This is a genomic window from Amycolatopsis sp. NPDC005003 (assembly GCF_053600695.1).
Window position 1 is genome coordinate 188,780 of the sequence record NZ_JBSGAI010000010.1, and the last position, 22,379, is coordinate 211,158.

The 22,379-nt window shown below is 72.1% G+C and carries 21 protein-coding genes; 10 read left to right on the top strand and 11 right to left on the bottom strand.

The window, feature by feature from the left end; genetic code table 11:
- Positions 1-6: 6 nt before the first annotated feature.
- Genes ACWED2_RS14720 through ACWED2_RS14730 form a run of 3 tightly spaced genes read right to left on the bottom strand, consistent with a single transcriptional unit; the run spans position 7 to position 2,908 of the window.
- On the bottom strand, positions 7-738 hold the full coding sequence (locus ACWED2_RS14720; protein WP_449690981.1) for an SDR family NAD(P)-dependent oxidoreductase: 732 nt from the start codon (positions 736-738) through the stop codon (positions 7-9).
- An 8-nt stretch (positions 739-746) separates the two neighbouring features.
- Entirely contained in the window at positions 747-1,739 is a 993-nt protein-coding gene (locus ACWED2_RS14725) for a phosphotransferase family protein (protein WP_449690982.1), read from the bottom strand.
- Positions 1,736-2,908 carry an acyl-CoA dehydrogenase family protein gene (locus ACWED2_RS14730; protein ID WP_449690983.1) on the bottom strand — a complete coding sequence of 391 codons (1,173 nt, stop codon included), beginning with the start codon at positions 2,906-2,908 and terminating at the stop codon, positions 1,736-1,738. The genes ACWED2_RS14725 and ACWED2_RS14730 overlap by 4 nt, the downstream gene beginning before the upstream one ends.
- A gap of 95 nt (positions 2,909-3,003) precedes the next feature.
- On the opposite strand from ACWED2_RS14730, the gene ACWED2_RS14735 reads away from it, so the two are divergent.
- A complete protein-coding gene (locus ACWED2_RS14735) occupies positions 3,004-3,612 on the top strand; it encodes a TetR/AcrR family transcriptional regulator (RefSeq protein WP_449690984.1) in 609 nt (202 codons plus the stop codon).
- A gap of 9 nt (positions 3,613-3,621) precedes the next feature.
- Here ACWED2_RS14735 and ACWED2_RS14740 read toward each other — a convergent pair whose 3' ends face one another.
- Positions 3,622-4,779 carry a mandelate racemase/muconate lactonizing enzyme family protein gene (locus ACWED2_RS14740; protein WP_449690985.1) on the bottom strand — a complete coding sequence of 386 codons (1,158 nt, stop codon included), beginning with the start codon at positions 4,777-4,779 and terminating at the stop codon, positions 3,622-3,624.
- A 72-nt stretch (positions 4,780-4,851) separates the two neighbouring features.
- On the opposite strand from ACWED2_RS14740, the gene ACWED2_RS14745 reads away from it, so the two are divergent.
- The 4 genes from ACWED2_RS14745 (at position 4,852) to ACWED2_RS14760 (ending at position 10,589) form a co-directional block, all read left to right on the top strand.
- Positions 4,852-5,598, top strand: coding sequence for a FadR/GntR family transcriptional regulator (locus ACWED2_RS14745; protein WP_449690986.1), 747 nt, complete (start codon positions 4,852-4,854; stop codon positions 5,596-5,598).
- Positions 5,599-5,902: 304 nt separating this feature from the next.
- On the top strand, positions 5,903-7,327 hold the full coding sequence (locus ACWED2_RS14750; RefSeq protein ID WP_449690987.1) for an ABC transporter substrate-binding protein: 1,425 nt from the start codon (positions 5,903-5,905) through the stop codon (positions 7,325-7,327).
- On the top strand, positions 7,324-9,339 hold the full coding sequence (locus tag ACWED2_RS14755; RefSeq protein ID WP_449690988.1) for an ABC transporter permease: 2,016 nt from the start codon (positions 7,324-7,326) through the stop codon (positions 9,337-9,339). Before ACWED2_RS14750 ends, ACWED2_RS14755 begins: the two co-directional genes overlap by 4 nt.
- Positions 9,336-10,589: a mandelate racemase/muconate lactonizing enzyme family protein gene (locus ACWED2_RS14760; protein ID WP_449690989.1), complete on the top strand. Its 1,254-nt coding sequence runs from the start codon at positions 9,336-9,338 to the stop codon at positions 10,587-10,589. The genes ACWED2_RS14755 and ACWED2_RS14760 overlap by 4 nt, the downstream gene beginning before the upstream one ends.
- On the opposite strand, the gene ACWED2_RS14765 is transcribed toward ACWED2_RS14760, so the two are convergent.
- From ACWED2_RS14765 to ACWED2_RS14790, 6 genes are all read right to left on the bottom strand, one after another.
- Positions 10,586-11,329, bottom strand: coding sequence for a ribonuclease activity regulator RraA (locus tag ACWED2_RS14765; protein WP_449690990.1), 744 nt, complete (start codon positions 11,327-11,329; stop codon positions 10,586-10,588). The genes ACWED2_RS14760 and ACWED2_RS14765 overlap by 4 nt on opposite strands.
- A 52-nt stretch (positions 11,330-11,381) precedes the next feature.
- On the bottom strand, positions 11,382-12,860 hold the full coding sequence (locus ACWED2_RS14770) for an ATP-binding protein (protein WP_449690991.1): 1,479 nt from the start codon (positions 12,858-12,860) through the stop codon (positions 11,382-11,384).
- On the bottom strand, positions 12,857-13,549 hold the full coding sequence (locus tag ACWED2_RS14775) for a response regulator transcription factor (protein WP_449691020.1): 693 nt from the start codon (positions 13,547-13,549) through the stop codon (positions 12,857-12,859). Before ACWED2_RS14775 ends, ACWED2_RS14770 begins: the two co-directional genes overlap by 4 nt.
- Positions 13,546-14,676 carry a streptophobe family protein gene (locus ACWED2_RS14780; protein ID WP_449690992.1) on the bottom strand — a complete coding sequence of 377 codons (1,131 nt, stop codon included), beginning with the start codon at positions 14,674-14,676 and terminating at the stop codon, positions 13,546-13,548. The genes ACWED2_RS14775 and ACWED2_RS14780 overlap by 4 nt, the downstream gene beginning before the upstream one ends.
- Positions 14,676-15,434 carry an ABC transporter permease gene (locus ACWED2_RS14785; RefSeq protein WP_449690993.1) on the bottom strand — a complete coding sequence of 253 codons (759 nt, stop codon included), beginning with the start codon at positions 15,432-15,434 and terminating at the stop codon, positions 14,676-14,678. Before ACWED2_RS14785 ends, ACWED2_RS14780 begins: the two co-directional genes overlap by 1 nt.
- Positions 15,435-15,517: 83 nt before the next feature.
- Positions 15,518-16,420, bottom strand: a complete 903-nt coding sequence (locus ACWED2_RS14790) for an ABC transporter ATP-binding protein (RefSeq protein ID WP_449690994.1) — start codon at positions 16,418-16,420, stop codon at positions 15,518-15,520.
- A 222-nt stretch (positions 16,421-16,642) separates the two neighbouring features.
- Between ACWED2_RS14790 and ACWED2_RS14795 the strand changes: the two genes are divergently transcribed.
- From ACWED2_RS14795 to ACWED2_RS14805, 3 genes are read left to right on the top strand one after another with little or no spacing between them, the layout of a single operon-like run.
- Positions 16,643-17,350, top strand: a complete 708-nt coding sequence (locus ACWED2_RS14795) for a dihydrofolate reductase family protein (protein WP_449690995.1) — start codon at positions 16,643-16,645, stop codon at positions 17,348-17,350.
- Between the two features lie 23 nt (positions 17,351-17,373).
- Positions 17,374-17,727 (top strand): YciI family protein, encoded by a 354-nt coding sequence (locus ACWED2_RS14800; RefSeq protein WP_449691021.1) that lies wholly within the window; start codon positions 17,374-17,376, stop codon positions 17,725-17,727.
- A complete protein-coding gene (locus tag ACWED2_RS14805; protein ID WP_449690996.1) occupies positions 17,724-18,929 on the top strand; it encodes an RNA polymerase sigma factor in 1,206 nt (401 codons plus the stop codon). The genes ACWED2_RS14800 and ACWED2_RS14805 overlap by 4 nt, the downstream gene beginning before the upstream one ends.
- Here the strand turns inward: ACWED2_RS14805 and ACWED2_RS14810 are convergent.
- On the bottom strand, positions 18,896-20,098 hold the full coding sequence (locus ACWED2_RS14810) for an epoxide hydrolase family protein (RefSeq protein ID WP_449690997.1): 1,203 nt from the start codon (positions 20,096-20,098) through the stop codon (positions 18,896-18,898). The two genes, ACWED2_RS14805 and ACWED2_RS14810, sit on opposite strands and share 34 nt — an antisense overlap.
- A gap of 82 nt (positions 20,099-20,180) precedes the next feature.
- Between ACWED2_RS14810 and ACWED2_RS14815 the strand changes: the two genes are divergently transcribed.
- The gene (locus ACWED2_RS14815) at positions 20,181-20,747 is read left to right on the top strand and encodes a CGNR zinc finger domain-containing protein (RefSeq protein ID WP_449690998.1); all 567 of its coding nucleotides are present in this window, start codon (positions 20,181-20,183) and stop codon (positions 20,745-20,747) included.
- Between the two features lie 291 nt (positions 20,748-21,038).
- Positions 21,039-22,322, top strand: a complete 1,284-nt coding sequence (locus ACWED2_RS14820) for a hypothetical protein (RefSeq protein WP_449690999.1) — start codon at positions 21,039-21,041, stop codon at positions 22,320-22,322.
- Positions 22,323-22,379 lie beyond the last annotated feature (57 nt).

Sequence of the window (22,379 nt, forward strand, 5' to 3'; positions counted from 1 at the left end):
GAGGCGTCAGCGGGCGGTCCAGCCGCCGTCGACGTACAGCTCGGAACCGGTCACGAAGCTCGCGTCCTCCGACGCCAGGAACGCCACCGCGCCCGCCACCTCCTCGGTGCGGCCCAGTCGGCCGAGCGGGGTGCCGTCGACCATCGCCGTGCGGCGCGGCGATCCTTCTTCCCACAGCTTCCGGGAGAGCGGTGTCTCGATGAAGCCGGGGTGGACCGAGTTCACCCGCACGCCGCGCCTGCCCCAGTGCAGGGCCGCGTTCTTGGTCATCAGCCGGACCGCGCCCTTCGCGGCGTGGTAGGAGAAGTGCGTCCCGAAGCCACCGACCGTGCCGAAGATCGACGCGATGTTGACGATCGAGCCGCCGCCGGCGCGTTCGATCGCCGCGCCCGCGTGCTTCATGCCCAGCCAGACCCCGCGCTGGCTGACGGCAATGACCTTCTCCCAGCCCTCGAGGGTTTCCGTCTCGACCGTCGCGGGTTCGCCGATACCCGCGTTGTTCACCAGGATCGTCAGCCGGTCCAGCCGGGCGACCGTCGCCTGCCAGGCCTCCTCCGACGTGACGTCGAGAGCGAGCGGGAGGGCGTCGGGCAGCTCGGCCGCCAGTGCCTCACACCGCGAAGCGTCGACGTCGGTGACGACGACCCGCGCGCCTTCCCCCGCCAGCCGGCGCGTGATGGCCTCGCCGATGCCACCCGTCGCCCCGGTGACCAGCGCGACCTTTCCGGACAACCGCATGAATCCTCCTACGTGAGCAGATCGAGCCCGGCGGCGAGCAGGTCGGGCACGGCCGCGCCGACGTCGTCGAAGCCGGTGCCGACGGACTGCCCGGCGCGGTGGCGGGCGTGGATGCCTTCGGCGATGACGGCGAGCTTGAACCAGCCGAGCGCCTGGTAGAACGCCAGGTCCGCGAGGTCGCGGCCGCTGCGCCGGGCGTAGCGCTCGGCGACGTCCGCGGCGGCCGGGAAGCCGGGGTGGGCGGTCGGGACGTGCTGGACGCCGAGCACGGGCGCCACCCTCGGGTCCCAGTACACGAGCAGCAGCCCGAGGTCGGTGAGCGGGTCGCCGAGCGCGGCCATCTCCCAGTCGACGATCGCCGCGATCCCCGCGTCCGGGCCGAGGATCGTGTTGTCCCAGCGGTAGTCGCCGTGCACCAGCGCGGCCCCGCTCTCCGGGGGCGCCGCCTTGACGAGCCGTTCGTGCAGGTCGTCGACCGTGGCCGGCTCGCGGGTGGCGACCCGGTCCCACTGGCCGCGCCAGCGCCGGAGCTGGCGGCCGAGGAAGCCCGCGGGGCGCCCGAACGCGCCGAGCCCGATCTCCTCGGGGACGAGCGCGTGCAGCTTCACCAGCTCGTCGACGAGCACGGTGGAGTACCGGCGGAAGTCGAGGTCCGGCAGGGCGGCGCCGTCGCGCAGCACCGGTCCGTCCACGTGCGACACCACGGTGAAGGGGACTCCGAGCACGGCGGGGTCTTCGCACGAGACGACGGTGCGGGGCACCGGGACACCGGTCGGGCCGAGCGCGGCCATCACGCGGAACTCGCGGCCGACGTCGTGCGCGGTCGGCGTGAGGTGCCCGAGCGGCGGGCGGCGCAGCACCCACCGGTGCGTCCCGTCGGTGACGGCGTAGGTCAGGTTGGACCGGCCGCCGTGGATCAGCTCGACGGCCAGTTCGCCGCCGAACCCGGGAACCTCGCGCTCGAAGTAGGCACGCAAGGCGCCGACGTCGACGCCGGTCATCGGACGGCCGCGCGGGCCTTGGACGCGCGCCGGGCGATCGCCCACCGGTGCGTCTCCGACGGGCCGTCGTAGATGCGGAACGGCCGGACCTCGCGGTAGAGCCGGGACAGCGGCGCGTCCGCCGAGATCCCGAGCGCGCCGCAGATCTGGACCGCGCGGTCGACCACCCGGTGCACCGCCTCGGACACGAACGTCTTGGCCATCGAGGTGTGCTGGGCACCGGGGCGCCCCTGGTCGAGCTCCCAGCAGGCCCGCCACAGCAGCGCCCGCGCCGCCTCGATGTCGATTTCCGAATCGGCGATCAGCTGCTGCACCATGCCGAGCTCGTCGAGCGGGCGGCCGAACGCCGAGCGGCTCGCCGCGCGGTCGAGGGCGACGTCCTGCGCCCGGCGCGCGATCCCCAGCCACCGCATGCAGTGGGTGAGCCGCGCCGGCCCGAGCCGGACCTGGGCGTACTCGAACCCGCGGTCGACCTCGCCGAGCACGGCGTCGTCGCCGACCTCGCAGCCGTCGAAGAGTACTTCGCTGTGGCCGCCGAAGAGCCCCTCGTCGAGGGTCGCGATGTTCCGGACGATCTTCATCCCCGGGTTGCCGGCGTCGACGAGGAACATCGTCGCGCCGCCGGGATCGCCGGGCGCGCCGCTGGTGCGGGCCATGCAGATCGCGAACGCGGCCCCGTCGGCGCCGCTGATGAACCACTTCCGGCCGTCGATCCGCCAGCCGCCGGGCACCCGGCTCGCCGTCGTGGCGAGCGCGCGCGGATCCGAGCCCGCCCCCGGCGCCGGCTCGGTCATGGCGAAGCAGGAGCGCACTTCGCCGGCGGCGAGCGGCGCGAGGTAGCGCTTCCGCTGGTCCTCGCGGGCGACCTTCGCCAGCAGGTGCATGTTCCCTTCGTCGGGCGCCGCGATGTTCAGGGCGAGCGGGCCGAGCAGGGAGTAGCCGGCGGCCTCGAACACCACAGCCTGGCCGCGCAGGTCGAGCTCCAGGTGTGGCGCGAAGACCCCGGCGTCGCGCGCGGCCTGCTGAAGCCGGTGCCGGAGCGGTTCCGGCCCGTCGTGCAGCACGCCGTCGCAGGCCTGTTCCTCGGGGATGACGACGTCCCGGACGAACTCCCGCACGCGTTCGGCGAGCCGGGCGACGTGCTCGTCCGCGGTGAACTCGATCGGCATCGGCGCCTCCATTGGCTAATGACTGTTAGCCAGGAGAGCGCATGACGTCGACCGAAGTCAAGACAATGTGGCTAATCAGCGCTAGCCTGTCCGGTATGAAGGTGGAACGCCCCCATCGCCCCGGCGACGTCGCGGCCGGGCTCCCGGCCGACCGGGCCGCGGCCATCCGCCTGGCGGCGTTGCGGCTGTTCGCCGCGCAGGGCTACCGGGCGACGACGATGGCGGACATCGGCGCCGCGGTCGGCATCCGCGGCCCCAGCCTGTACAAGCACGTGTCCGGCAAGCAGGTGCTGCTGGCGGAGATCATGCTCGGCACGATGGACACGCTGCTGGCGATGCACGCCGAGGCGGTCGACGGCGTCACCGACGTGACCGAACGCCTGCGCCGCGCGGTCGAGGCGCACGTCCGCTACCACGCCCGGCACCGCCTCGAAGCGTTCGTCGGCAACCGCGAGATCGGCAGCCTCGAGCAGCCCGGCCGGGTGCTCCGGCTGCGCAGCACCTACGAGCGCGGCTTCCGTGAGCTCATCGAGCGCGGCTTGGCCGACGGTGTCTTCACGGTCCACTCGGCCCGGCTGGCGTCGTACTCGATCCTCGACATGGGCATGGGCGTGGCGAACTGGTTCCACGACAGCGGCGAGTTCTCGGTCGACCAGCTCGCCTACCAGTACGGCGACCTGGCGCTGCGGATCGTCGGGCGCTGACCGCCGCCGCTACTCGAACACCCCGTAGCCCGCGACGGCGTGGGCGCGGACCCCGTCCATGTCGAGCTCCACACCGATGCCGGGAGCGTCCGGAAGCGTGATGTAGCCGTCCTTGACGATCGAGCCGCTCCCGTCGGGGGCGTGGACGTAGCTGTCCCACGCCGCGCGCTCCTCGAGGGCGTGCCATTCCTGGACGAAGAAGTTCGGGATCGCCGCGCACTGGTGCGACGTCGCCATCGTGCCCAGCGGGGTCGACACCAGGTGGGGCGCGAACGGGATGTAGTGCAGCTCCGCGAGGTTGGCGATCTTCTTCGCTTCGGCGAGGCCGCCGCACTTCGGCACGTCGGGCTCGATGACGTCCACGGCACCCCGCTCGAGGAGTTCGCGGAACCCCCAGCGCAGGTACAGGTTTTCACCCGCGCAGATCGGGGTGCGGGTCTGCGCGCGCACCCGCACCAGCGCGTCGACGTTCTCCGCCGGCAGCGGCTCCTCGAGCCACATCAGCCCGAACGGCTCGAGCTCCCACGAGATCCGGCACGCGCTCGGCACGTCGTAGCGGGCGTGCAGGTCGATGGCCAGGTCGACGTCCGGCCCGATCGCCTCCCGGACCGCGGTCACGCGCTCGGTCATCGAGCGCAGCTCGGCCGCGTTCACCGTGTGGTTGAAGGCGTCGAACTTGGCCGGGTGGCGCAGGTTGTCGATGTCGAACTTGAGGGCGGTGAAGCCTTCGGCGACCATCCGCTGGGCCCGGTCGACGCACCCGGCGACCGAGCCCGCGGGGTCGTCGCCGTCGCCGCAGTCGGCGTAGAGCCGGATCCGGTCGCGGAACTTGCCGCCGAGCAGCCGGTGGACCGGCTGGCCCGCGGCCTTGCCCGCGAGGTCCCACAGCGCGATCTCGATCCCGGACAGCGCGATCACGAACACCCCGCCCTGCGATCCGGCGAACACGTTGCTGCGGCGGAGTTTTTCCCAGCACCGCTCGACGTTGCGCGGGTCCTCGCCGAGCAGGAGTGGTGTCAGGGTCTCGATCATGCCCACGACGGCGGCCGCGCCGGCGTCGGGATTGGCCTCGCCGAACCCGCTGAGGCCCTCGTCGGTGTCGATCCGCACCAGGGTGGCCTGACCGTGGTAGGCGACCACCGCCGTCGTGACGTTCACGATCCGCATTGCTCTCCCGCCGCCGGGTAACGCCGAAGAACGGACTGTCGCGAGGTCCAACTTGTCCTATAAGCTGATGACATGCCAAGGAGACAAGAGTCTCCGGACGCTGTCAAGGTCCGGACTCTCCCGGTGCAGGTGGCGGCCCACCTGACCCGGCGGATCGTCCGCGGCGAAATCGAGGGCGGCCGGGCGCCGTCGGAGCTCGAAATCTCCCAGGAGTTCGGCGTCTCCCGGGTGGTCGCGCGAGAGACGCTCAAGATCCTCGCCTCGCTCGACATCGTCGACGTCGCCCAGGGCCGCCGCGTCGTCGTGCGCCCCCGCGCGGAGTGGGACTACCTGAGCCCGTTGCTGATCGAGTGGCTGCCCACGGAGATCGTCGACGAGCTGCTGCAGGAACTGCACCAGATGCGCGCACTGCTCGAGCCCGAACTCGCCGCGATGGCCGCGGCCAGCATCACCGACGAGACGTTGGCGCGGCTCTCCGACGAGATCGGCCGCATGGCGGCACTCGAAGCGGATCCCGACGCCTACCTCGAGGTCGACCACGAATTCCACATGGAGATCTGCCGGGCGGCCGACAACCGCATCCTCGACCGGATCATGTATTCCGCCCGCTGGCTCGGCACGGCCAGCCGTCGTCTCACCAACGAGGCGCCGGCCGGGCTGCACCGCGCCACCGCCCAGCACACCGAGATCTACGAGGCGCTCGTGGCGCGCGATCCGGCAGCGGCCCGCGCGGCGATGCGCCGGCACCTCAGCAACAACTATTCCACGCTCCTCGCGGAGAAGGAGCAGCGAAGCAAGCGGGCCGCCCGGCGGCGTTAGCACACGGCACGACCGAGTTCCGCCAACCGTTGACGAGGACGGACGAGGCATGGCAGCACCGGCGATCCCGCCGATCCGGCGGGGACCGATGGGCACCGGGCTCGCGGCCGGGAAGCTGCACCGGCCGGCGCCGCGTGCCGGCCGTCGGCGCCTCGCCGGCCCTCGTGCTCGACCTCCGCACCAGTAGTTCGGCATCACTCACCGCATGAACGACCCGCAGCGTGGCGCTCGCCTCGCTGTTCCGCCGGTTGCACCGTCGCCCCGTCGGTACGCGTCCGCCCGATCGGACGCGAGAGGAGTGGTCATGGAAGAGAAAACGGACTGGTCGAGACGCAGCTTCCTCGGGCTGAGCGCGCTGGGCGTGCTCGGGCTCGCCGGGTGCGGCAGCAGTCCCGCCCCCGCGCCGCAGGTCGACGTCCAAGTGCCCAAGGCGCTGCTCGACCAGGCAGCCGCGTTGCGCGGCGGGTCGGTGGGGATGCTCTCGCAGAAGCTGTACGCGGAGGCCGCCAACAAGGCGCTGGACAAGTCGCTGCAGGTGTTCGCGCAGGCCACCGGCACCACCATCCGCAACGACCTGGTGTCCGGCGACGCCGGCGACATGGTCGCCAAGATGGACGCCGAGGTGAAGGCGGGCACCAACCGCGATCTGGCGTTCGTGAGCGACCGGCGGTTCGTCGGCCAGCTGCACAACCTCGGCGCCCTCACCGACGTCACCGACGTGGTCACGGAAATGAAAGCGCTCTACGGGGAACCCGCCACCGAGGCGAACAACTACTGCGTGTTCGACGGCCGCTGGTACGCGATCCCGTACCACTTCATCGCGTCCGGGATGTACCTGCGCAAGGACTGGTACCAGGAGAAGGGGCTGCCGCTCAAGCCCTACTACACGTGGGAAGAGCTGCGCGACAACGCGTTGGCGGTCTCCGACCCGGCGAAGCGGCGCTTCGGCTGGGGGCTCACGGTGAACCGCTCCGGCGACGCCAACGGCTTCATCGCGAACGTCATCAACTGCTACGGCGGGGCGATCGCGGACAACACCGGCACCAAGGTCGTGTTCAACTCGCCGGAGACCGTCGCCGCCGTCAGCTTCATCGGCGACATCTACACGAACCCGAAGTACGCGCCGATGCTGCCACCCGGGATCGGGAGCTGGACCGACTCGAGCAACAACGAGAACTGGCTGGCCCAGATCCTGGGGCTGACGCTCAACCAGTTCAGCGTCTACGCCGACTCGAAGACCAAGAAGAACCCGGTCTACGGCAACACGCACGTGTTCAACGGCGCCACCGGACCGGCGCTCGACCGGCCGCTCGCGTACGGCGAGTCCAACTCGTTCGTCGTGTTCAAGGGCGCGAAGAACCCCGACCTCGCCAAGCTCGTCGCGAAGTTCATGGTGGGCGGGAGCGCCCTGCTCGGCGTCGCGAAGGAAGCACCGTGCCTGGTCAACCCCTCGTGGACCAAGGTGTGGGACTCCGACCCGTACTACACCACCGGTGATCCCGCCTTCGCCGCGCTGCGGGAGCAGACGCGCGCGCCGCTGCCGGTGAAGACCAGCACCGGCTACGCCTTCCCGCAGGCCCCGAGCCCCGGCGAGCAGGCCGCCACCGCCGCCTACCTGCTGACCGACATGATGCAGTCGGTCATCCAGGGCACCCGGCCGGCCGAGGCCGTCGCCACGACCCACGGCCGGATCGTGCAGATCTTCGAGCAACAGGGCTACAAGCAATGACCGTCCTGCGGACGAAGACGACCCGTCCGGCGCCGGCCCGCCGGGCGCCGGGCGGGTCGTCCTCGCTCACCCGGACGCAGCGGCTGTTCGGCCGCGACTGGCGCCTGGCCGCGGTGTTCGTCGGGCCGACGCTGGTGCTGGTCGCCGGCCTGATCCTGGTCCCGATCGTCAGTTCGGTCTTCACCAGTGCCACCGAACGCCACGGCGCGGAGACGGTCTTCGTCGGGCTGGACAACTACACCGCCCTCGCCGGCGACGGCCTGTTCCACCGGGGCGTGCTGAACTCGTTCGTCTTCACCGCCTACGCCGAAATCTTCAAGGTGACCTTCGGCCTGATCGCGGCGTTGATGCTGCACCACATGCGCCGCGGCAAGGCGATCATCGCCGGGGTGATCCTGCTGCCGTGGGTGATCCCGACGGTCGTCACGGCCTTCACCTGGCGGTCGCTGCTCGACCCGATCTTCGGCAGCGTCAACGTCCTGCTCACCGATTCGGGGATCGGGCCCGGCCTCGCCGCGATCGGCCTGGTCGACAAGTGGCCCGCGGAGTGGCTGTCCGATCCGGCGCTGGCGATGCCGGCGGTCATCCTGGTGAACGTCTGGAAGGGCATCCCGTTCTTCACGGTGACGTTCCTGGCCGGGCTCAAGGCCATCGACAGCGGTCTGCACGAGGCGGCGATGGTGGACGGCGCCTCGCCGTGGCAGCGGTTCGTGCACATCACGCTGCCGGGGTTACGACCGGTGATGATCGTGACGGTGCTGCTGTCGTCGATCTGGACGTTCAACAACTTCGACCTGATCTGGCTGATGACCCAGGGCGGGCCGGGGGACGCCACCGCCCCGTACGTGATGGTGGCCTACTCGAAGGCCATCCAGCAGCTGCAGCTGGGCGCGGGCGCCGCGGTCACGCTGGTGATGCTGCCGGTCATCGCGGTCCTCGTGGTGATCCTCGTGCGGATGATGCGGCGCAGCGACCAGCCCGGCGCCGCCGACCTGGGGCGACGGCGGCTGACCGACGGCCAGCGCCGCGCGCTGCCGTGGGCGATCGTCGCGGCGTCGGTGCTCGTGCTGGTCTGGGCATCGCCGCACATCGTCTGGAAGGCCGCCGTCGTGCTGGGCGTGTTCGTGGCGCTCGCGGCCGTCGTCGGCCGGATCGTGTCCGTGCTCGCCACGCGGGGCAACCGGCTGGCCGCACGCCTGGTCGGGGGCACCGGCTCGGGGGTCGCGCTGGTGGCGCTGCTGGCCTTCGTGCTCGCCCCGCTCTACTGGATGACGGTCACGGCGTTCAAGTCCGACGACCAGATCGTCGCGCGCACCGACGACCTCTGGCCGACCCCGTGGACCACCCAGCAGTTCACCAACCTGTTCACCGGGGCGTTCGGCACCTGGTACGTCAACACGATCCTGGTGTCGGTCGCGTCCACGGTGATCGCGCTGGTTTGCGCGGCGCTGGCGGGTTATGCACTGGCCCGGCTGAAGTTCCGGGGTTCGGAGAGCTTCACGGTGACGATCCTGCTCACCTACGTGATGCCGGGCGCGCTGCTGTTCATCCCGCTCTACCAGCTGATGAGCGGGATCGGGCTCAACGATTCGCTGTGGTCGCTCGTGCTCGCCTACCCGACGTTCACCCTGCCGTTCGCGACGTGGCTGCTCGTCGGCTACTTCAAGTCGATCCCGGCCGACCTCGAGGAGGCCGCGCTGGTCGACGGCTGCACGCGGTTCGGGGCGTTCGTGCGGATCGTGCTGCCGCTGGCCAAACCGGGGCTGCTGGCGGTCGCGCTGTTCACGCTCACCAACGCGTGGAACGAGTTCCTGTTCGCCTTCGTGTTCATCACCAAGAACGAGAACAAGACCCTGCCCGTCGGCATGCAGTCGATGATCTTCGGTGACGTCGTGCCGCAGGGGCAGCTGGCCGCGGCTTCGCTGCTGGTCAGCATCCCGGTCGTGCTCATGTACGGGTTCGGGCAGCGCTTCCTGACCGAGGGCCTCACCGCGGGAGCCGTGAAGGGATGATCACCGAGGAGCACGTCCCGACGGCGTCCCGGCCGAGCGACCTGCGGATCACCGACCTGCGGGTGGCCAACCTGACCGGGGTGCCGTTCCGCTCGTCGATCATCCGGATCGACACCAACCAGGGGCTGGCCGGCTACGGCGAGGTGCGCGACCAGGCCAGCGCCACCTATGCGCTGGTGCTGAAGAGCAGGCTGATCGGCGAGAACCCGTGCAACGTCGACAAGATCTTCCGCAAGATCAAGCAGTTCGGGTTCCACGGCCGCCAGGGCGGCGGGGTGTCCGGCGTCGAGATGGCGCTGATGGACCTGGCGGGAAAGGCGTACGGAGTGCCCGCGTACGCGCTGATCGGGGGCCGGTTCCGGGACGAGGTCCGCTGCTACGCGGACACGCCGTCGCTGCCGGACCCGCACGCGATGGGCGCCCGGCTGGCCGACCGCAAGCAGCGCGGGTTCACGATGCTGAAGATGGACGTGGGGGTCGACCTGCTGTGGGACGTGCCGGGGGCGCTGATCGCGCCGCCGGGCGCCCGCGCGGACGTCACGACGATGCACCCGTTCACCGGCATCCAGGTCACCGCGAAGGGCATCGACCACCTGGTGTCCTATGTGGACATCGTGCGGTCGGTGGTCGGCTACGACGTCGCGCTCGCCGCCGACCACTTCGGCCACATCGCCCTCGACTCGGGCATCCGGATCGGCCGCGCGCTCGAGCCGTTCACCCTGGCGTGGATCGAGGACCTGATCCCGTGGCAGCTGACCGACCAGTGGCGACGGCTGACCGAAGCGGTGGCCGTCCCGACGTGCACGGGGGAGGACATCTACCTGCTCGACGGCTTCCGGCCGCTGCTGGACACCGGCGCCATCCGCGTCGTGCACCCCGACCCGGCCACGGCGGGCGGGATCGCGGAGACCAAGCGGATCGGCGACCACGCACAGGAGCGCGGGATCGCGATGGCGCTGCACCTGGCGGCGTCGCCGATCGCGACGATGGCGTGCGTGCACCTGGCCGCCGCCACGGAGAACTTCCTCGCCCTCGAACACCACGCGGCCGACGTCGAGTTCTGGAGCGACCTCGTCACCGGCCCGCTGATCGCGAACGGCCACATCACGGTGCCGGACACCCCTGGGCTGGGCTTCGGCGACCTCAACGAGGACCTGCTGCGCCGCCACCTCGACCCCCGCGACCCGGTGTTCTTCGCCGAGACGACGCACTGGGACACCGAGTCGAGCCACGACCGGCTGTGGAGCTAGGGCCGGCGACCCTGTTCGGCGCGCCACTTTTCGTACTCGGGCCGGGCTTCGTCCGAAAGCGGGTAGTACCGCCGCAGGTCGCCGCCTTCGGACAGCCGGATGCGGGAGAACTCCTCCCACTCCGCGTGCTCCTGGGCGTGGGCCACCAGGGCGGGGGCGAGCTTGACCGGTACCACGACCGCCCCATCGTCGTCGGCGACGACGATGTCGCCCGGCTCGACGAGCGTGCCGCCGCAGGCCACCGGTACGTTGACCGCGGCCGGGACGATGCCGGTCTGGGCGTGGAAGTTCGGGGTGGCGCCGCGGATCCACAGCCCGAGGCCGAGCTTCTTGGCTTCGCCGGTGTCGCGCAGGCACCCGTCGACGACGACGCCGGCACCGCCGCGGCCCTTGAAGTAGGTCAGCATCATCTCGCCGAACACGCCGCTGTTCATGTCGCCCCGCGCGTCGACGACGATCATGTCGCCCGGTCGGGTGTGGTACATGACGTGGCGGTGCAGTTGTTTCTCCGGTTCCTCGTACTCGTCGACGGGGTAGAGGTCTTCCCGCTTGGGCAGGAACTGCAGCGTCAGCGCGGGTCCGGCGACGCGCACACCGGGCGTCACCGAAACCGGGCCGCTGATGAAGGCGCTGCGAATGCCCATGCGGCTGAGTTCACCGCTGGCGGTCGCGCTGCCGATGGCCGCGAGGGCGGCGCTGAGTTCGGCGGGCGGGCGAACGATGTCGGGCGTCTCGACCACGTCGGTAGCTCCCTGGGGCCGCTTTGACCGTAACTGCCGGAGAACTCCGAGCCTAGCCGGGTGGAGCGGCTTTCGCGATGTCGGCGAACCCGTTCTCCGCCAACGGCAACGCGAGCCGGAAGCAGGCGCCTTCCCCGACCGCGGTCTCCAGTTCGACGTCGCCGCCGTGGGCGCGGGCCAGCGAGCGGGCGATGGCGAGTCCCAGGCCGGCGTCGGCCCCGGGTGTGCGCGTCCGCGAGCGGTCGGCCCGGTAGAAGCGGTTGAAGACGCGGCTCGCCTGCTCGGCCGGCATGCCCGGGCCGTCGTCGGCCACTTCGAGCACGGCGCGGCCGGCCACCGTGCCGACCCCGATCCGCACGTGTGTGCCCGGAGGTGTGTGGGCGGCGGCGTTGCCCACCAGGTTGGTGACGACCTGCCGCAGCCGGGCCTCGTCGGCGTCGACCGGAGCCGGGCCCGGTGGGCCGGTGCCGCCCGGGCCGGTCAGGGACACGGCGCGGGCCGGGTCGAGGGCCCGCAGGTCGTGGCGGGCGTCGCCGGCCAGGGTGCGCAGGTCCATCGGGGTCCGGTCGAGCTGCTCTTCGGGGGCCTCGTCGAGCTGGGCGAGCAGCAGCAGGTCTTCGGTCAGCGCGGTGAGGCGGGTGGCTTCGCGGTCGATGCGGTGCATCGTTTCGTCCACATCGGACGGTGTGGGCAGGGCGCCCATCCGGTAGAGCTCGGTGGAACCCTTGATGCCGAACAGCGGGGTGCGCAGTTCGTGGCTGACGTCGGAGACGAACGTGCGCATCCGCGCTTCCGACGCGGCCCGGTCGGCGAAAGCCCGCTCCAGCTGGCCGAGCATGGTGTTGAGCGACGCCGCCAGGTGCCCGAGCTCCGTGCCGGGCGACGCGAGGTCCGGGACGCGCCGGGTGAGGTCGCCGCCGGCGATCGCGGCGGCCGTGTGCTCGATCCGGCGCAGCGGCCGCAGGCCCCGGCCGAGGGCGAGCCAGCCGGCCGCGGTCAGCACGACGAGCAGCGCGGCGCCGGTGACCAGGCTGCTCGTCCGCAGCTGGGCGATCGTGGCGTCGGCTTCGGCGAGTGGCGCGGCCGAAACGACCGTCCCGCCCCAGCGGACGGCCGGCCGCGCGACGGCCCGCCAGCGCTGCGACGAGTCGGCGGCCACCAGGTCGACGGCCGTTCCGTCGGCCGGGACTGTGCGCAGCGCGTCGATCGGCGGCAGCGTCGCACGGTCCACCCGGGACGAGTGCAGGCCGCCCGCCACCGCGCCGCTCGCGTCGAGGTACACGACGTAGGGGGTGCCGAACAACTCGAGCGCGGGGTCGACGAGGTCGGGCCGCACGGCCGGGTTCGCGGCGGGCGGCGGCCCGGCCGCCAGGGAGATGAGCTCGGTCATCGAGCGCAGCTGGCCGTCGAGCCGGTCGAGCTGGAACCGTTCCAGCCGGCCGGAAACCAGCGTGCCGATGAGGGTCAGGCCGGCGAGCAGCAGGCCCGAGGTCAGCAGCAGGAGCCGGGCCCGCAGCGAAAGCCGCTTCACCGGCGGGGCTCCCGCAGCACGTAGCCGACGCCGTGCACGGTGTGGATCAGCTTGGGTTCGCCGGTGTCGGCCTTGCGCCGCAGGTAGGAGATGTAGGTGTCGACGATGCCGGCGTCGCCGCCGAAGTCCTCGCGCCACACCCGGTCGAGGATCTGGGCCTTCGACACCACGCGCCCGGCGTTCTCCATGAGGTAGTGCAGCAGCCGGAACTCCGTGGCGGACAAGCGGATCGCCTGCCCCGCGCGGGTCACCTGGTGGCCCTCGGGGTCGAGCGCGAGCGCGCCCACCGTCAGCACGCCCGCCGGCGGGCCCCCGGTCCGGCGGAGGATCGCGCGGATCCGCGCGATCAGCTCCGCCAGGTCGAACGGCTTCGTCACGTAGTCGTCGGCGCCGAGGGAGAGGCCGCGGACCTTGTCGGACTGGCGGTCCCGCGCGGTGAGGAACAGCACGGGCACCGGCGCGCCGTGGCCCGGGTGCCGCTCGCGCAGCCGCCGGACCACCTCGAAGCCGTCGGCGTCCGGCAGCATGACGTCCAGCAGCACCAGATCGGGCGGCTCCGCGGTGGCCGCGGCGACGGCTTCCCCCGCGGTCGCCGCCGACGTCACCCGGAAGCCGGCGAACCGCAGCGCGGCGGAGAGCAGCTCGCGGACGGTGTCCTCGTCGTCCACCACCAGCAGCCGGGACGTCATCGCTTCCATACCCGCGAGGATACGGAGATCCCGTCGGCCAGCAGGGATCCCGCGAAGGCCGCCACCGCGCCGCCCGCGAGCCCGGCCACCGACGCGAGCAGCGGGTCCGCCGCCACCCGCACGGCGGCGACGGGCAGCGACAAGCCGAACGCGCCGACGGTGACGTCGAGGGAAATCCGCGACAGCAGCGCCACCACTCCGAGCACGGCACCGGTCGCCGGAGCGAACCACCGGGCGAGGCCCGCCGCCCGGCGCAGCGGTCCGCCGGGCCGGCGGTTCCGGGTCGCGAACGTGACGCTCCAGACCAGCAGCACCACGGCCGACAGCCCGAGCAGCGGCCCGCCCGGCGAGAGGGGCACGGCGGGCAGCGCGCACGAGAACACGCCCGAGGAGCCCATCGTCCACGGCACGCCGAGCCCCAGCAGCACGACCGCGCACACCAGCTGGGGGAGCGCGAGCAGCACACCCCCGGCCGCCGCGGTGCCGCCGAAGATCCAGGCCGCGGCCAGGCCCAGCCCGGCCAGCCCGGCGGCCGGCCCCCGTGCGGCACGCAACCCCGTTGCCACCGCCGGGAACCGGGTCACGAGCAGGCAGATTCCGACGACCGCGAGCGAGCCGGCCACCGCGCCGAGCACCGTCGGCCCCACGGGGACGGAGAAGCCGGCGTCGAACCGGCCGGCCAGGGGCAGGCGCGCGGGACCGGCGGCTCGCCCGCAAGCTCCGGCACCGCCCGCCGGGAGGCCGTCCGGCATCGTCAGGGTTCCCCGGGCCAGCAGCGCGAGCACGGCGAGTCCCGCCGGCAGTGCCACCGTCGCCACGGCCCCGCGGACGAGCAACCCGTCCCCGCGCGGCCGCAGCAGCAGCGACCCCAGCACCACGGCACCCACCAGGGAGATCCCCAGGGGCACCACGTCGAGGCTGCCCCGCACCGCGACCGGGAACCCGCCCGCCGGGTGGGCGCCGGCCTCGGCCGAGCCGCCCGCGGCCGAGGCGACGGCCGCCGCCGTCAGCGCGCCGAGGTGCCCGACGCGGCCGGCCCCCAGCAGCGCCAGCCCGGCGGCGGCGACCACCACCATGGCGAGCACTGCGGCGGCGGCCGCCACCAGGCCCCGGCCCACCTCCCGCATCACACGTCCCGGCGCCGGAAGACCACGAACGCCACGGCCAGCACGGCGGCGACCCCGGCGCACATCCCGGCCAGGTTCAGCCACGGGTGCGGGAAGTCCGGATCGGGCACCGTCTTGAAGACCGCGGCCGCGCCGAGCGTCGGCCAGTAGAAGAGCAGGCCGTGCAGCCACGACGGGAGGAGCCCCGCGAAGCCGGGGACGAGGAAGACGATCCCGACCAGGGTGGCGAGCGCGCCCGCCGTCGCGCGCATGATCGTGCCCAGCCCGACCGCGAGCAGCGCGATCGCCGCGAGGTAGAGCCCGCCGCCGGCCACCGCGGAGAGCACGCCGGGATCGCCGAGCCGCGCGTGCGGCACGCCGTGCGCGCCGAGGACGGCCTGGCCGAGGAAGAAGGCGGCGAACATCAGCACCTGGCCCGCCACCACGGCGACCGCGACCGCCACGGCCACCTTGGCGGCCAGCAGCCGGTGCCGCCGTGGCGTCGCGGCCAGGGACGTCCGGATCAGGCCGGTCGCGTGCTCGGAGGTGACGACGAGGATGCCGAGCACGCCGATGACGAGCTGCGCGACGATGTACGACATCAGGCTGCGGGCGGTCGGATCCCACGGCTCGTCGCCCGGGTACTGCTTCGCCGCCGCGTTCATGGCGAGGCCGGTGATGCCGAGCCCGACCGCGAACAGGCACGCCAGGGTGTACCAGGTGGAGCGCAGGCTGCGGAACTTGATCCACTCCGCGCGGACGGAGCGGGTGAACGACACGCTCGTGCGCACACCTCGCCGACGCCCGGTGCGGCCTGAGCCGGCCGGCCGCGCAGTGTTGAACGATTCGCTCGCCGGCTCGCTCATGCGGTGGCCCCTTGGTAGTCGGTGCTGTCCTCGGTGAGCTCCATGAAGGCGTCCTCCAGCGAGACCTGCTGGGGGGTGAGCTCGGCGAGCGCGACGCCGTGGTAGGCCGCGAGCTTCCCGATCTCGGCGCTGGTCAGGCCGGACACGACGAGCGAGGCCTCGGTCCCCGCCCGCACGGCGGCCCCGGCGGTGGCCAGCAGCCGCGCGAAGCCCGGCTCGGGCGTGCGGACGAGCACGGTGCCCTCGCCGCGCACGAGCTCGCTCACGGCGGTGTCGGCGACGAGCTTCCCCCGGCCGATGACGACCAGGTGGTCGGCGGTCTGCGCCATCTCGCTCATCAGGTGGCTGGACACCAGCACCGCCCGGCCCTCGGCCGCCAGCGCGCGCAGGAAGCCCCGGATCCAGCGGATCCCCTCGGGATCGAGCCCGTTCACCGGTTCGTCGAAGATGAGCACCGCCGGGTCGCCGAGCAACGCCGCCGCGATGCCGAGGCGCTGCCGCATGCCGAGGGAGAACCCGCCCGCACGCTTGCCGGCCACGCCCTCCAGCCCGGTCCGGGCGAGCACCTCGCCGACCCGGCGGCGGGGGAGACCGTTGCTCGCCGCGAGGGCCAGCAGGTGGTCGTGGGCCTTCCGGCCGCCGTGGACGGCTCCGGCGTCGAGCAGCGCGCCCACCTCGGTGAGCGGCACGGGGAGGTCCCGGTAGCGGCGCCCGCCGATGGTGACCGAGCCGAGGGTCGGCGCGGCCAGGCCCACGATCATCTTCATGGTCGTGGACTTCCCGGCGCCGTTGGGACCGAGGAAGCCGGTCACCTGCCCGGGTTCGACGGTGAACGACAGGTCGTCCACCACGGTGTCGGGCCCGTACCGCTTGGTCAGGCCCCGGATTTCGATCGTCATGCCGCGAGCGTGGCGGACCCGCCTGGCCGGTTCCTGGGAAGTCCTGGGAGAACCCGGTGAATCCGGCGGCCGGGGGAGGTGCGGACCGGGGACCACCCCGGAAATCGCAACCGGACCGGCCGGCTGGATTTTCTCCGCGGCGCGTGTCGAGAATGGACGGCCGGCTCCGACTGAGGGGCATCGGCGGCCGACGGGGCCGCCACCACGAGTGGAGCAGGAACGATGACCAAGGTGACCGCTCAGCTGTCGGTGTCCCTCGACGGCTGCTACACCGGCCCGCGGGCCGCCCGGGACACGGACTGGATGCAGGGCGCGGAAGCACCCGGGTTCTTCCGGGTCACCCGATGGGCCGTCGACGCCATGGCCTGGCGCGAGCGGCAGGGCTTCGCCGGCGGCGAGCCGTCGATCAGCTCGGAGATCGTCGCGGAGACCTTCGCCGCGGCCGGGGCCTACGTCATGGGGCGGCGCATGTTCGACGCCGGCGAGGTGCCCTGGGGCGACGAGCCGCCGTTCCGGGCTCCGGTGTTCGTCGTCACCCACCGCCCGCGGGAGGTGGTCGAACGCGCGGGCGGCACCTCGTTCACCTTCGTGACCGAGGGACCCGAACGGGCCGTCGAGCTGGCCAGGGCCGCCGCCGGTGCCAAGGATGTGGCGATCGCCGGCGGCGGGGAGATCCTGCGCCAGGTGCTGGCCGCCGGGCTGCTCGACCAGCTCGACCTGCACGTCGTCCCGGTGCTGCTCGGCGACGGCCAGCACCTGTTCGGCCCCGGCCTCGGCCTCGGCGACGGCGAGGGCATCGAGCTGGTCCCGACCAGGGTGGTCGACACGCCCGGCGTCACCCACCTCCGCTACACCGTCACCGGGCGGGCGAAGCTGGTGCTGGACGACCGCGGCGCGAGCGGCGAGCTGGTCGGACCGGCGCAGCGCTGAGAGAGGACCGATCCGTGAAGTACATGCTGCTGATCTACGGCAACGAGGAATCGTTCACTTCGGTGGGCGCGGAGACCCTGGCGGAGATCATCCGCGAGACCGACGCGCTCAACCAGGAGCTGTTCGAGTCGGGCGAGCTGATCGGCGCCTACGGCGTCGCCGACGAGCTGAACACGAAGATGGTCCGGGTCACCGGCGGGACGCCGGTGGTGACCGACGGTCCGTACGCCGAGGCCAAGGAGTTCCTCGGCAGCTTCATGATCATCGACTGCGACGGCATGGACCGGGCACTGGAGATCGCCGCCCGTGCCCCGTCGGCGCGCTACTGGGGCATCGAGGTCCGGCCGCTGATGCACGAGGCGACCGTCCAGCCGTGACCGGCTGGCAGGCCGTCCGGCCCCTGGTCCCGGAGGTGCTCGGCGTGCTGGTGCGCCGCTACGGCCGGTTCGACGCCTGCGAGGACGCCGTCCAGGAGGCGCTGGCGGCGGCCGTCGCCCAGTGGCCGGTGCGGGGGTGGCCGGAGAACCCCCGGGCGTGGCTGGTGACGGTGGCCTCGCGCCGCCTCGCCGACCAGGTGCGCGGCGACGTCGCCCGCCGACGGCGGGAGGAGGCCGATGCCTTGCGGGCTCCTCCCGCCGGCGGCGAGGCCGAAGCCGGTGACGACACGTTGACGCTGCTGTTCCTGTGCTGCCACCCGGTGCTGACACCCTCGTCGCAGATCGCGCTGACGCTGCGGGCCGTCGGCGGCCTGACGACCGCCGAAATCGCCCGGGCCTTCCTCGTGCCCGAGGCGACCATGGCCCAGCGCATCAGCCGGGCCAAGCACCGCATCAAGGCGGCCGGAGCCGGTTTCGCGCTCCCGCCGCCCGCCGAGCAGGCGGCTCGGCTCGGCGTCGTGCTCCAGGTGGTCTACCTCGTCTTCAACGAGGGCTACACGGCCACGTCGGGGACCCGGCTGGTGCGGGCCGAGCTGACGGCCGAGGCGATCCGGCTGGCCCGCGAGCTCCACCGGCTGGTCCCCGGCGACGGCGAGGTGGCCGGGCTGCTGGCCCTGTTGCTGCTGACCGACGCCCGCCGCCCGGCCCGGACCGCACCGGACGGGTCGCTGGTGCCGCTGAGCGAGCAGGACCGGACGCGCTGGGACGCCGAAGCCATCGCCGAGGGCGTGGCACTGGTGACGGGCGCCCTGGCGAAGGGCCCGGTCGGCCCGTACCAGCTCCAGGCCGCGATCGCCGCCGTCCACGACGAGGCACCGACGGCCGGCACCACGGACTGGCCGCAGATCCTGGCCCTCTACACGGTCCTCGAGCACGTGGCCCCCAACCCGGCGGTGACGCTCAACCGGGCGGTGGCGCTGGCCGAGGTCCGCGGGCCGGCGGCCGGGCTGGCCCTGCTGGACACCCTGTCGTCCGACGAGCGCGTGTCGGCGTCCCACCACCTGCTGTCGGTCCGGGCCCACCTGCTGGAGCTGGCCGGCGACCACGACGCCGCCCGCGCCGGCTATCGAGAGGCGGCGCGGCGCGCCCTCGGCGAGCCGGAGCGGCGTCACCTGCTGGCGCGGGCCGCGCGGCTGGGGTGACGGCCCGCCGTCAGCACGGCCGCGAGGCCCTCCTGCAGGTCCTTGACGAAGTACCCGGGCACCTCCAGCGACGGGAAATGGCCCCCGGCTTCCGGCGCGTTCCACCGGACGATCCGCCGGTACCGCTCCTGAGCCCACGGACGCGGGCACTTCTCGATGTCGCGGGGGTACATGGTGATCGCCGCCGGGACGTCGACCCGGAGGGCGGGGTCGAGCGACTGGTGGCTTTCGTGGTAGATCCGGGCCGCGGACGCGCCGGTCCGGGTCAGCCAGTACAGGGTGACGTCGTCCAGGATGCGGTCGCGGGAGATCGTCTCGAACGGGCTGTCCCCGGTGTCCGACCACTCGGCGAACTTGTCGAGGATCCAGGCGAGCAGCCCGACCGGTGAGTCGACGAGCGAGTAGCCGATGGTCTGCGGCCGGGTTGCCTGCTGCTTCGCGTACGCCGCACGGTGCTGCCAGAAGCCGCGGGTTTCCTCGGCCCACCGGCGCTCGGCCGTCATCAGCCCGTCCGTGCTCAGCCCGGGCGGTCCTTCGGCGAACGTCGTGTGGATGCCGAGGACGTGGTCCGGGAAGCGGCCGGCGAGCACCGTGGTGACGTTGCCGCCCCAGTCGCCGCCGTGGGCGGTGAACTCCGGGTAGCCGAGCCGGTCCATCAGCTCCACCCAGGCGGCCGCGATCTTTTCGGTGCCCCACCCGGTGGTGGCCGGCTTGTCGCTGTAGCCGAAGCCCGGCAGCGAGGGGACCACGACGTGGAACGCCGGCGTGGCGGCGTCCGCCGGATCGGCCAGCTCGGCCACCACGTCGACGAACTCGGCGATGCTGCCCGGCCAGCCGTGCGTCAGGAGCAGGGGAGTGGCGTCCGCCCGCGCGGATCGGCGGTGCAGGAAGTGGATGCCCAGGCCGTCGATGGTCGTGCGGAACTGGCCGATCCGGTCGAGGCGGTCTTCGAACGACCGCCAGTCGTAGCCGGTGCGCCAGTAGGCCACGACGTCGACCAGGTCGGCGAGCGGAACACCCTGGTCCCACCGGCGGGGGCCGGGTGCGGCGCCGCGGACGGTCTCGGCTTCCGGCAGCCTCGCCGCGGCCAGCCGCGCGCGCAGCTCGTCGAGGTCGGCGTCCGTCGCGTGGGCTTCGAACGGGTGCACTTCGCTGGTGGATCGGGGCATGAGACCTCCTCGGCCATCGCGGAACCGGCTAAGACGGTTCTAACACGGTCCACGGTGACGGGCAACCGGCTAAGGTGGTTCCATGCGTGCTGGGTTCCCCGACTTCCGCCTCGGTTCCGTGCTGGCGACGAGCTTCACGGCGACGCTGACGGAGCGCTGTGGCGACGCGGTGGAGCGCATTCCGACGCCGCAGCGGCTGGTCGACTGGCTGGCCGTGAGCGGCCTCGCCGTGGATTCGTGCACTGCCGCCCAGTTCGACCTCGCCCGGGAGCTGAGGGAAGCGATCCACGCGGTCGCGACGGCGGCCGCGGTGCGGGACCCGCTGCCCGCGGCCGCGGTCCGGGTCATCAACGACCGCAGCGCCCAGGGGCGGGCCGCGGCCGTCCTGACCCCCGATGGCGAGCGGCGGTGGCAGCTCGCCTCGGCTTCCTGCGTGGAGGACGCCCTCGGGGTGATCGCCGCCGACGCCATCGACATCATCGCCGGCGAACGGGACGGGAAGCTGGCCCTGTGCGCCTCGCCGACCTGCCGGGCCGCCTTCTTCGACACCAGCCAGAGCCGCACCCGCCGGTGGTGCGACATGAACACGTGCGGGAACCGGCAGAAGAAGGCGCGCTTCAACGCCAGGAAACCCGGATCGGCGAAGTGATCGCGGTGGCGCACGCCCACTCGGTCGTTGTGAGGTAGGTCACATGATTTCGCTGTAAGGGTGTGCGCCGGTTCCGCGATAAACCCGCAGATTCGCCGGAAAGCGCTTCAATGGCAGGCGGCATTTGCGCTATCCGGCCCGGCAGGGGTTTCACCTGGTCGGCAGCCGGCTCGGCGCCGAACGCGGATCGACTGCGGGGATCGATGTCGCGTGAATACCGGGTGGTTCGCTCCGGTGGGTCGGTGCGTGGGTCGCAACATTTGACGTGACAAAAGTAATCGGTGGGGGATCATGACCGGTTCGACGGCAATATCCGAGCGTGCGGCAACGGAACCGGTGTGGCCGGTGCAGGTGGTGCGCGACCGGGTGCGGCGGCTGTACCTGATCGGTCTCGGCACGGCTGTCGTGCTGCTCGCGTTCGCCGTGCGGTGGTCGCTGGTCCGGTACGACACTTCCGATTACCGCGATTTCCTCCGCCCCTGGTACGAATTCATCGTCCAACACGGCGGTTTCCGCGCGTTGCGGGAGGATTTCAGTGATTACAACGCCCCCTACCGCTATCTCCTGGCGGTGCTGACCTACCTCCCGTTGCCACTCCAGGGCGGGGTCAAGGCGCTGTCGGTGTTGTTCGACGTCGTGGCCGCGTCTTTCACCTACCGGATCGTCGCCTTGAAGTACCGTTCCCGCTGGACGCCCGCGGTCGCCGCGCTGGTGGTTTTCCTGCTGCCGACCGTGGTGCTCAACGGTGCCATGTGGGCGCAGTGCGATTCGATCTACGCCTCGTTCACGCTCGGCGGCGTCTACCACCTCCTCCGGCGGCAGCCGTGGTGGGCGTGCACCTTCATCGGGTTCGCGGTGTCCTTCAAGCTGCAGGCGATCTTCATCCTGCCGCTGCTGCTGGCGGTGGTCCTGCTCGGTCAGGTGCCCTGGCGCGCCCTGCTGGCCATTCCCGCGGTCTACCTGGCCCTCGACCTCCCGGCGATCCTGCTCGGGGCCGACCCGATCCGGTTGCTGACCATCTACCCGCGTCAGTCCGGCCTCTACCCCGAGATGACGCTCAACGCGCCGTCGGTCTGGCAGTTCTTCCGCGGCGTCCGGGACACCGGCGTCATGCACAACGCCGGGGTCCTGGTCACCGCCCTGCTCGTGCTGACGGTCTGCCTGCTGCTCCTGCTCGCGAGGGTCGAACCGACGGGCCCACGGATCGTGCTGATCGGCACCGTGTTCGTCATCCTGGTGCCGTACGTGCTGCCTTCCATGCACGAGCGGTACTTCTACCTCGCCGACCTCCTCACGGTCGTCCTGGCCTTCTACTTCCCCCGGCGCCTGTGGTACGTGCCGATCGGCGTGCAGTTCGTTTCGCTCCTCAGCGCGATTCCGGGGATCTTCGAATCCCCGGGCGGCGAACGCGCCGTCGGTCCGGTCGACTTCCGCGTTCTCGCCGCGCTCGAGCTCGCCATGCTCATCGCCGTCGGCTACCACGCCGTCCGGGAGTTCCGCCGTCCGGACGAGGCCGGCACCGACGACGGTGATCCGGCCCGGCGGTTCCGGCCTGTCGACCTCCTGTCCGGGTGAGGAGTTCCCCGCAGCCGGTCACCCAGGGTGTTGATCATGCGAGCCGTGATCATTTCC

Excerpts from the sequence above, each read along its gene's own strand:
- ACWED2_RS14720 (WP_449690981.1), bottom strand. The coding sequence starts at position 738 with ATGCGGTTGTCCGGAAAGGTCGCGCTGGTCACCGGGGCGACGGGTGGC.
- ACWED2_RS14725 (WP_449690982.1), bottom strand. The coding sequence starts at position 1,739 with ATGACCGGCGTCGACGTCGGCGCCTTGCGTGCCTACTTCGAGCGCGAG.
- ACWED2_RS14730 (WP_449690983.1), bottom strand. The coding sequence starts at position 2,908 with ATGCCGATCGAGTTCACCGCGGACGAGCACGTCGCCCGGCTCGCCGAA.
- ACWED2_RS14735 (WP_449690984.1), top strand. The coding sequence starts at position 3,004 with ATGAAGGTGGAACGCCCCCATCGCCCCGGCGACGTCGCGGCCGGGCTC.
- ACWED2_RS14740 (WP_449690985.1), bottom strand. The coding sequence starts at position 4,779 with ATGCGGATCGTGAACGTCACGACGGCGGTGGTCGCCTACCACGGTCAG.
- ACWED2_RS14745 (WP_449690986.1), top strand. The coding sequence starts at position 4,852 with ATGCCAAGGAGACAAGAGTCTCCGGACGCTGTCAAGGTCCGGACTCTC.
- ACWED2_RS14750 (WP_449690987.1), top strand. The coding sequence starts at position 5,903 with ATGGAAGAGAAAACGGACTGGTCGAGACGCAGCTTCCTCGGGCTGAGC.
- ACWED2_RS14755 (WP_449690988.1), top strand. The coding sequence starts at position 7,324 with ATGACCGTCCTGCGGACGAAGACGACCCGTCCGGCGCCGGCCCGCCGG.
- ACWED2_RS14760 (WP_449690989.1), top strand. The coding sequence starts at position 9,336 with ATGATCACCGAGGAGCACGTCCCGACGGCGTCCCGGCCGAGCGACCTG.
- ACWED2_RS14775 (WP_449691020.1), bottom strand. The coding sequence starts at position 13,549 with ATGACGTCCCGGCTGCTGGTGGTGGACGACGAGGACACCGTCCGCGAG.
- ACWED2_RS14780 (WP_449690992.1), bottom strand. The coding sequence starts at position 14,676 with ATGCGGGAGGTGGGCCGGGGCCTGGTGGCGGCCGCCGCCGCAGTGCTC.
- ACWED2_RS14790 (WP_449690994.1), bottom strand. The coding sequence starts at position 16,420 with ATGACGATCGAAATCCGGGGCCTGACCAAGCGGTACGGGCCCGACACC.
- ACWED2_RS14795 (WP_449690995.1), top strand. The coding sequence starts at position 16,643 with ATGACCAAGGTGACCGCTCAGCTGTCGGTGTCCCTCGACGGCTGCTAC.
- ACWED2_RS14800 (WP_449691021.1), top strand. The coding sequence starts at position 17,374 with ATGCTGCTGATCTACGGCAACGAGGAATCGTTCACTTCGGTGGGCGCG.
- ACWED2_RS14810 (WP_449690997.1), bottom strand. The coding sequence starts at position 20,098 with ATGCCCCGATCCACCAGCGAAGTGCACCCGTTCGAAGCCCACGCGACG.
- ACWED2_RS14815 (WP_449690998.1), top strand. The coding sequence starts at position 20,181 with ATGCGTGCTGGGTTCCCCGACTTCCGCCTCGGTTCCGTGCTGGCGACG.
- ACWED2_RS14820 (WP_449690999.1), top strand. The coding sequence starts at position 21,039 with ATGACCGGTTCGACGGCAATATCCGAGCGTGCGGCAACGGAACCGGTG.